The sequence below is a fragment of the Empedobacter sp. UBA3475 genome, assembly GCF_002378465.1.
GTDB classification, from domain to species: Bacteria; Bacteroidota; Bacteroidia; order Flavobacteriales; family Weeksellaceae; genus Empedobacter; species Empedobacter falsenii_B.
The window spans coordinates 1-5,836 of record NZ_DFRA01000020.1 but is presented as its reverse complement, the minus strand read 5'-3'; the positions used below and the strand labels follow the sequence as shown (position 1 = coordinate 5,836).

Genomic DNA, 5,836 nt, shown 5'->3' with positions numbered 1-5,836 from the left:
AAATGCACTACGGGTTAATAATATGTTTTATTTTCCTTTTTCTCTTCGTCAGAAGTTCCAACAAAAGCGACTTTATTTGCTAATTCATCAAACGCAAATTGTTTAAAATCACCAATTGTATCTACCAATTGTTTTTGAACAAACGTTGCTGTATTCACTAAGAAAACACCATATTTAGTTTTATCTAAACTATCTTTTTTCTCTTGTTTAGTCGAAAAAATTAATTGCTTACCATTCTCGCTAAACTCATAATTCATCACATTTTTGAATGATTTTCTCTGACCTGAAATCAAATTTCTCAACACCAATTCTAACGGCGTATCTTTCTTATCTTTTCCAGCTGATTTTGCAACTTTATCCTTCGTTTTTGTAGAATCTGACTTGTCTTTTTTATCATTCTTCGTTTCTTCTTTTTCTAATAAATAAGCTAAAAGAGAACCTCCTTTTTTCGGTGTTTTGAATGATTTTATATTTGGTAATTTCTCGACTTGATTTGTTGCAAGATTTAATATTCCGATTGAATCTTTAGCAATTTCATGTTCCTTTTTCTTTTTGATTCGAACCAATTTCAAATCTTTGTAAAAAGGTCGAATTTTAAAAACGGCAAATTTAGAATCTGCTGTAAAAACACTTTGTTCACCACGATGAAAACTTAGATTTTTATCTGTTTTCAAACCAAAAAAGTTCAATGTATTATCGCTTTCTTGTGCATATACTTGATAAGCAACCCACGAACCATTATTTGATAATTCTTTCATTCCGATTGATTGCCATTCATCAAAAACAGTCAAATCAAGAGGTTTCTTTTGCGCATCAACATTCGTTGCCAATAAAGCAATTGCAGCTGCATACATTGCTTTTTTCATCATCAGTTGAGTCGCATAATTTTTCAATATTTTAGTAGATAATTTCGATTTCATTCTAACTAATTTTTATGCGTTAATTTTTAAAGAAATGTGAAAATACTAAAGTTTTTAGAAACTATGGGGATATTTTAGTTTAATAATACTTTTCAGTTGTATTTTTGTTAAAATTCTTTTTATGAAAAAATATCTATTAAGTATTGGATTCGGAATTTCGATGATTGCATCAGCACAAAATATTCAGATTGTTCCACTTGGTGTTTATGGAGGTAGCAATGAAAGCAATCTTTCATCTTATTTGATTGGTGAAGAAACAACAAACAGCTATTTAGCATTGGATGCAGGAACAATTCTTTCTGGAATCAATAAAGCAATAGAGAAAGGTACTTTTGAAGAACAAAACAATAAAATTCTGAAAAACTATATCAAAGGATATTTTATTTCACATGGACATTTGGATCATCTTTCTGGGATGATTATTAATTCTCCAGAAGATTCTAACAAGCCTATTTATGGTATTTCTGAAACAATTTCAGTTTTAAAAAATAAATATTTTACCAATGATGCTTGGGCAAATTTTGCCAATGAAGGTGAATCGCCAATTTTGAATAAATATTACTACAAATACGCAGAAATAGGAATACCTTTCACAATAGAAGGTACTAATTTCACAGGAACTATTTACGAATTGAGTCATGTAAACCCTTTAAAAAGTTCAGCAATATTAGTCGAAAATGGTTCAAATGCAGTCTTATATTTTGGTGATACAGGAGCTGATCGTATCGAAAAAACTCAAAACTTATCAACTATTTGGAAAGCAATTTCACCTAAAATTAAATCAGGAAAATTAAAAACAATGATGTTAGAAGTTTCTTTTCCGAATTCTCAACCCGAAAAATTATTATTTGGTCATTTAACCCCAAAATTAATGAACGAAGAATTAGGCGAATTAGCGAAAGAAGTTGGAAAAAGTAGGTTGAAAGGTTTAACAATTATCGTTACTCATATCAAGCCAAAAGATGATTATGAGCAAAAAATTAAAGACGAATTGTTAAAAGATAATCCATATAACATCAATTATATTTTCCCTCAACAAGGTGAAAGAATAACTCTTAAATAAATAATAAATACGAATTTATCATTTAAAGACAAAATAATTTTCAACTATTTATTTTAGTCGGTCAATTTTTATTATTTTGATAAATTAGCACTATTGATTTTTCATTTATTCGAATGGCTATTTTACATTTGAATAAACCATAAGAAAAAATGATCGCGCAAATAGGAGAAATTTTATTAATCGACAACCAACAATATATTATAGCCGAACAACCATTACATCATTATTTTAGAGAATTAAATCATCCACCTTATTTTACTCCACCTTCGCCAACATGCTGGAGAGGATATTATGGGAAATGGGAATTGAGAAATGACGAATTGTTTTTGATTAATTTCAGAGGATATTTGGATGGTTTGGATGAAGTTGAATTGAATTATTTGTTTCCGAGAAGAGAAGAAGTTTTTGCGAGCTGGTATTCTGGAATCATTAAAATCTCACAAGGAAAATTATTACAATTTAACCAATTGACACATACATCAATTTATGAAGAAGATTTAATGTTGTGTTTTGAAAACGGAAAACTAATCGATTATATCGTTCATAGTAATTGCACAAATTCTGAACGAGAAGTTGAGATCTAATCAATCGAATACTTCAAAACTTGTCGGTGAATTCGTCTTGTTATTTGACCTTATTATTCTTTCGAATTCACCGATTTTTAATAAAATAAAGTTTAAAATGGTTTTCGTAAATTTGAGAAGCAAGCTTCTCCTCTACTTCATTTATCAACCAAATAGATAGTACAACTATGAAAAAAATATTAGTTTGTTTAATTTTAGTGATGACGCAAATGAATTATGGACAACAATTCTTGACTGCAGAGCAATCGGATCCAAAGAATTTTAATTGGATGAAAGGGTTTCCACCTGCAAAAGAAGATATTTTGTCCGCTATAGATGGTAGCTTTTTTAACTTTCCGGCTTTGCGTTACAGCGTTTGTCATATGCGCGAGTTTTTCCCAACTGTAAATGTTGCTTCGGCACAAGAAAACAGATATACTTGGGCAACTAAATTGGATCAATCTATCGATAATGTGACTTTTACTCCTTTAGAAACTAAAGAAACTATGACATGGAAAGAATCTTTGCAAAAAAATTATACCGATGGAATTATTGTTTTACACAAAGGCGCTATTGTTTATGAGAATTACTTTGGAGAACTAAACAAAAACGGAACTCATACCTTGATGTCGGTTAGTAAAACCTTAACGGGTACATTGGGCGGAATGTTAGTTGCCGAAGGTATTCTAGATGAGAATAAAAAATGTAGTGATTATATTCCTGAATTGAAAACCTCAGCTTTTGGTGATGCTACGATTCGTCAAGTTTTGGACATGACCACAGCTTTACAGTATAGTGAAGATTACAGCGATCCGAATGCAGAAGTGTGGGCTTTTTCGGCTGCTGGAAATCCTTTTCCTAAACCTGCTAATTATAATGGACCTACAAATTATTATGATTATCTAAAAACAGTCAAGAAAAATGGTAAACATGGCGAAGCTTTTGGTTATAAAACAGTGAATACTGATGTGATGGGTTGGATTATTACAAAAGTATTGAATAAACCTTTGGCTCAAATTCTATCTGAAAAATTTTGGCAACCGTTGGGAACTAACTTTGATGGATATTACCAGATTGATGGTGCTGGAATTGCTTTTGCAGGAGGTGGATTTAATGCAAACCTTAGAGATTTGGCAATGTTTGGAGAAATGATAAGAAACAATGGTTACTTTAATAATCATCAAATTTTGCCTAAAAAATTGGTTGACGAAATAAAAAAAGGAGGAAATCAAAAAGCTTTTGCAAAGGCAGATTATAAACTTCTAAAAGGCTGGAGCTACAAAGATATGTGGTGGGTAACCAATAATGAGCATCAAGCATTTATGGCGCGTGGCGTTCATGGTCAAGCGATCTATGTTGATCCAAAAGCGGAAATGGTTATTGTGCGATTTGCTTCCAATCCGGTTGCATCGAATAGTGCGAACGACCCGTATTCGTTACCAGCTTATCATGCTGTTGCAAAATATTTATTGACTAAATAACAAAAAGCTCAACTAATGTTGAGCTTTTATTTTATATGATAATTTGTTCGAATTAATCTTCTGATTCTTCTACTTCCGATTGTAAGCCTTCTCCAAATTCACTTAAAGCAGAATTTAATGAAATCTCTGTACAATACTTAGATCCTAAATCTAATCCTTTTTGTAAAAACTCTTCCGCTTTTTCCTTTTCTCCTGTAAAATAGTAATACGTATAAAATAATCCGTATCCATCTGGATTTCCTAAATCAATCACACGTTGTGCTAATTGCTGTAACTCTTTATTTGGTTTTAATTTCAACTCTTCTGTTGCACTTAATGTTTCGAAAACACCACCAGATTGTTCAGCAAATTTATAGGCAAAAACTACTTTACAACTTTCATCAAAACCTTCTTTACACAGTTTTGCATTTGCAGCTTCATTTTCTTTTAATTTTTTAGTTAAACTTTCTTCATCAAAATCAAACAAATAGGTTGCATTATTTTTAAAATTAATATCATAATTCTCTGCCATCCAATTTGCACGTTGTGCTAATTTAGAATCTGATTGAGGTTTATTTTCGAAAGATTTCAAATTTGATTTATACACTTTTTTATCCACCCAATCTGAAATTCCTTTTAATTGATTTTTCTCTTTTTTGAAGATAAAAACCGTTTTTTCGACAAATATTATAACCGAATCATTGCGTTCTGTAAATTCGTAACCAACCTCATCAAATTCACCGATTGTTACTCTTCCTTTTCCATCAAATTTCAATGGATTATATAATTCATCTTTTGCTTTTGTTGTAAAAACGCCTTCTAACGTATTAGTCGCTTGTTGAGCAAAAAGTGCTGACACCATAAAGAATGTTGTCAATAAAAATAGTTTTTTCATTTTTTAGAAAGTCTCAATTAATATTACGCCAAAAATAAACGTTTTAATTCGTCTAAAACTCACTAATTATAGTTAAAAATAAATTTCTTTGTTATCAACCAAGGACTCGGATAAGGTAAAACACACCTGTTTATAATCAACCGAGGACTCGGGTAAGTTAAAACACATCTGTTTAGAATAAAAACGTCGCACAATAACTAAGCTTTCGTCTTGCCCAGAGGGCATGAGATGGAAGCCTGTTGAACGGAACCGAAGTTAGCTTTTAATTCTTATGGAGTTATCGAAGTTTAGTTTTAAGCTATATAAGCAGTATTTTATATGATTACTGCTTTTTTTTATGCTTACGTAGAATGCGAAGTAGTGAAAACCTTAGTTTTTAAAATAGTATATACTCCACAAAAAAAGCTCCTCTCAGGAGCTTTTTGGGTTATGCAACGTTATTTATATATTCTTTTTTGACAATTAGTAAAAGAAAACACGAGCAAAAGTGGGAGAAAATTTGTAGGATTGTAGTTTTACAATAAGGGGTTTGATTGTGATTTTTTGGTATATTTGAGTGTAAAAAAAAATATTATTAACTATTTTAAAAGTAAATAAAATCAAGATTTAATGACTAATACAATAAAAACAAATTGGAAAACAACTGATTTTCGTTTTGTAGCTTTTTTAGATATATTAGGTTTCAAAGATAGTATTATGAGAAATACTCATGATGAAATTTATTCTAGATTAACCTCTATAAACAAATTCAAAAAAAGTATAGAAAAAACAAATTATAGTACTCATCTTGATGGATGCTATAGTGATACTGAAGTGTATATCGTTAACTTCTCTGATTCAATTGTTATCTTCTCTAAAAATGATGATAAATATAATTTTGAATATTTCCTTATTATGGTCAGATATTTATTTGGGTGTAATCTTCCCCTTGTTAA

The 5,836-nt window shown here is 30.4% G+C and carries 6 protein-coding genes; 4 read left to right on the top strand and 2 right to left on the bottom strand.

Going from position 1 to position 5,836, the window contains the following annotated elements:
• Positions 1-14 precede the first annotated feature (14 nt).
• Positions 15-920 carry a hypothetical protein gene (locus B3I31_RS04885; protein ID WP_291087674.1) on the bottom strand — a complete coding sequence of 302 codons (906 nt, stop codon included), beginning with the start codon at positions 918-920 and terminating at the stop codon, positions 15-17.
• 121 nt (positions 921-1,041) lie between these two features.
• Between B3I31_RS04885 and B3I31_RS04880 the strand changes: the two genes are divergently transcribed.
• The 3 genes from B3I31_RS04880 (at position 1,042) to B3I31_RS04870 (ending at position 4,027) form a co-directional block, all read left to right on the top strand.
• Positions 1,042-1,983, top strand: coding sequence for an MBL fold metallo-hydrolase (locus B3I31_RS04880; RefSeq protein WP_219035347.1), 942 nt, complete (start codon positions 1,042-1,044; stop codon positions 1,981-1,983).
• Between the two features lie 149 nt (positions 1,984-2,132).
• Entirely contained in the window at positions 2,133-2,567 is a 435-nt protein-coding gene (locus B3I31_RS04875; RefSeq protein WP_219035348.1) for a hypothetical protein, read from the top strand.
• A gap of 167 nt (positions 2,568-2,734) precedes the next feature.
• Positions 2,735-4,027 carry a serine hydrolase domain-containing protein gene (locus tag B3I31_RS04870; protein WP_291048098.1) on the top strand — a complete coding sequence of 431 codons (1,293 nt, stop codon included), beginning with the start codon at positions 2,735-2,737 and terminating at the stop codon, positions 4,025-4,027.
• Positions 4,028-4,079: 52 nt separating this feature from the next.
• Here B3I31_RS04870 and B3I31_RS04865 read toward each other — a convergent pair whose 3' ends face one another.
• Positions 4,080-4,901: a hypothetical protein gene (locus B3I31_RS04865; RefSeq protein ID WP_286496213.1), complete on the bottom strand. Its 822-nt coding sequence runs from the start codon at positions 4,899-4,901 to the stop codon at positions 4,080-4,082.
• A 609-nt stretch (positions 4,902-5,510) separates the two neighbouring features.
• Between B3I31_RS04865 and B3I31_RS04860 the strand changes: the two genes are divergently transcribed.
• On the top strand, positions 5,511-5,836 hold a 326-nt coding region (locus tag B3I31_RS04860), incomplete at its 3' end, for a hypothetical protein (RefSeq protein WP_291048101.1).

What these genes read in the sequence shown, in the direction of transcription:
- B3I31_RS04885 (WP_291087674.1), bottom strand. Translation starts at nt 920, where the DNA reads ATGAAATCGAAATTATCTACTAAAATATTGAAAAATTATGCGACTCAA.
- B3I31_RS04865 (WP_286496213.1), bottom strand. Translation starts at nt 4,901, where the DNA reads ATGAAAAAACTATTTTTATTGACAACATTCTTTATGGTGTCAGCACTT.
- B3I31_RS04880 (WP_219035347.1), top strand. Translation starts at nt 1,042, where the DNA reads ATGAAAAAATATCTATTAAGTATTGGATTCGGAATTTCGATGATTGCA.
- B3I31_RS04875 (WP_219035348.1), top strand. Translation starts at nt 2,133, where the DNA reads ATGATCGCGCAAATAGGAGAAATTTTATTAATCGACAACCAACAATAT.
- B3I31_RS04870 (WP_291048098.1), top strand. Translation starts at nt 2,735, where the DNA reads ATGAAAAAAATATTAGTTTGTTTAATTTTAGTGATGACGCAAATGAAT.